We start from the raw sequence: 2,047 nt of genomic DNA on the forward strand, positions 1-2,047 counted from the left end.
AGGCCATCTCTAATTTAATTTTCCGTTTTGTGCCGAAAGATATCATTGCTAAAGATCTGCATCCAGATGGACAAAAAAATCCGTCAGTGGGCTATGCGATGGATTCATTATGCCGTGTGTCAGTATCTAAGCATATTAGCGAGTATATGCATTTCGTTAATTTGCCACAGCAACGAGCCGCTCAAACTACTCTGCTCAATGAGCTTCGATCTAAAGTCGAGATTATTATTGGAGAGAAAAATCCAATTGTTACCCCAATAAGTCCTGATATTCCTGTACATATCATCGCTGGTGCGGGTCATAATCCACACATTACCCATGTAGAAGCGGTTTATGATTACCTCACACCAGTTCTAACAAAGTATATCAGTACTACAGCGCAACTTAGTGATGTCTGATATACCCCAAGTGCAGGTTTATATTTGCCCAGTTTCACGGGTACCAGATAACCATCTCATATTGAGTCATTATCTCAGCTTTCTCAATGCCGCAGAAAAGTTGAGATATGATCAATATCTTCCTCAGGCAGCACGTCTTTTCTTAATTTCTCGTGTCTTAACGAAGTCTGTTCTAGCAGATAAGCTGGGTATTTCAGCCCATCAAGTCAATATTCAATTACAACCGAACGGCAAACCTTTTGTACAAGGTAGTAAGACGATTTATTTTAATCTTAGTCATTCATCGGACGTTATTGTCCTTGCTGTGACTGAAGAAGGGGAAATCGGTGTTGATGTTGAACGAGTGAATCGAGAGTTCCAATGGAAGCGGGTTGATAGCGTTTTAGCGGCGAGTGAAATGGAGTGGATTCAGAAAAATGAACCGATTGACCCATTCAGCGTATATCAGCGGTTTTTTCAAATATGGACCTTGAAAGAAGCCTATATTAAATGTACTGGTCAAGGAATGAGTAGCCATTTAAAGAAGCTTAATTTCCATGTCTTTTCTGAACATATAAAGTTTTTTGATGCAACCAAGGATACTCAAAACACAGAACAATATCATTTTCAAAGCTATGTTTATGATTGCAATTTTATCTTTTCCATATGTTTACAGCAGAGCCACCATATAGAACGCTTTAATATGGACTGTTTCCAATTATTGCCGTGTATATCTATGCATCCAATGAAGCCGACACCTTGTAGATATAACTAAATTAAATGGATATAACTGGCAATTTAAAAAGGTGAATCGGGTAGAAGCTAGAAAGTCTTTCGTTGGACTTGAACCAGGTTCTTCTCAGTAAGTTATGCTGTGAATTGATAAAGTAAAAAATAAGGATCGATAAAAAGAAAAAAACCCCAGTCTTTTGACTAGGGCCTTTTAAATTTGGAGCGGGAAACGAGACTCGAACTCGCGACCCCAACCTTGGCAAGGTTATGCTCTACCAACTGAGCTATTCCCGCATATATGAGCAGTTTTTACTAAAACTTTCTCAAAAAAAACCAATTTGGAGCGGGAAACGAGACTCGAACTCGCGACCCCAACCTTGGCAAGGTTATGCTCTACCAACTGAGCTATTCCCGCGTGCCGCTTATAATACATTAAGCAAAACAAGGGTCAACAACTTTATGCAAATAATTATGCTGATTGCATAAAATAAAAACAGAAATGAGTATTTAGAGCCGTTTTTATTGATAAGTTGCCGAATAAATAGACATTTTGTTTGAAGTCAAAGCGTACAAGAGCAACTTTTGTTTGTGTGTAGACAGGGTATACTAGGTCTAAATATACGAATAATCGTAAAAGGAAAAGCTATGAGCCTTGAACAACAGTTGATTGAACGGTTACAAACCCTTGCACCCAGCCATTTAGAAGTCATTAATGAGTCTGCTGGCCACGGTGGATATTTTCCAGGTAAAGAATCACATTTTAAAGTGATTGTGGTGAGTGAAGAGTTTAACGGCTTGCGTTTGGTTCAACGTCATCAAAAAGTTTATGCCTTGGCTTCTGATTTAATGAATCCGGGACAAATCCATGCTTTAGCAATTCACGCTTATTTACCAAGTGAGTGGCAAGGTCAAGCGCCAGCGAGTCCAGAATGTGCACA

Annotated in this window: 3 protein-coding genes and 2 tRNA genes; 3 read left to right on the forward strand and 2 right to left on the reverse strand. The window is 39.1% G+C overall.

The genetic code is table 11. The annotated features are described in order from the left end of the window. Positions 1-398, forward strand: a 398-nt coding sequence (locus J576_RS19245; RefSeq protein ID WP_033855749.1) for an alpha/beta fold hydrolase, incomplete at its 5' end; no start/stop codon positions are given. Then, positions 391-1,152: a 4'-phosphopantetheinyl transferase family protein gene (locus tag J576_RS19250; protein WP_002054281.1), complete on the forward strand. Its 762-nt coding sequence runs from the start codon at positions 391-393 to the stop codon at positions 1,150-1,152. The genes J576_RS19245 and J576_RS19250, both read left to right, overlap by 8 nt. 175 nt (positions 1,153-1,327) lie before the next feature. Here J576_RS19250 and J576_RS19255 read toward each other — a convergent pair. Beyond that, positions 1,328-1,403: transfer RNA gene (locus J576_RS19255), tRNA-Gly, on the reverse strand. A 45-nt stretch (positions 1,404-1,448) separates the two neighbouring features. Beyond that, positions 1,449-1,524, reverse strand: a tRNA-Gly gene (locus tag J576_RS19260). Positions 1,525-1,754: 230 nt separating this feature from the next. Here J576_RS19260 and J576_RS19265 point away from each other — a divergent pair. Next, the coding region (locus J576_RS19265; RefSeq protein WP_031983770.1) for a BolA family protein at positions 1,755-2,047 on the forward strand (293 nt) is incomplete at its 3' end.

It is taken from the genome of Acinetobacter sp. 766875 (assembly GCF_000582055.1).
In the GTDB taxonomy this organism is placed as follows: domain Bacteria; phylum Pseudomonadota; class Gammaproteobacteria; order Pseudomonadales; family Moraxellaceae; genus Acinetobacter; species Acinetobacter nosocomialis.

What these genes read in the sequence shown, in the direction of transcription:
- J576_RS19250 (WP_002054281.1), top strand. Translation starts at nt 391, where the DNA reads ATGTCTGATATACCCCAAGTGCAGGTTTATATTTGCCCAGTTTCACGG.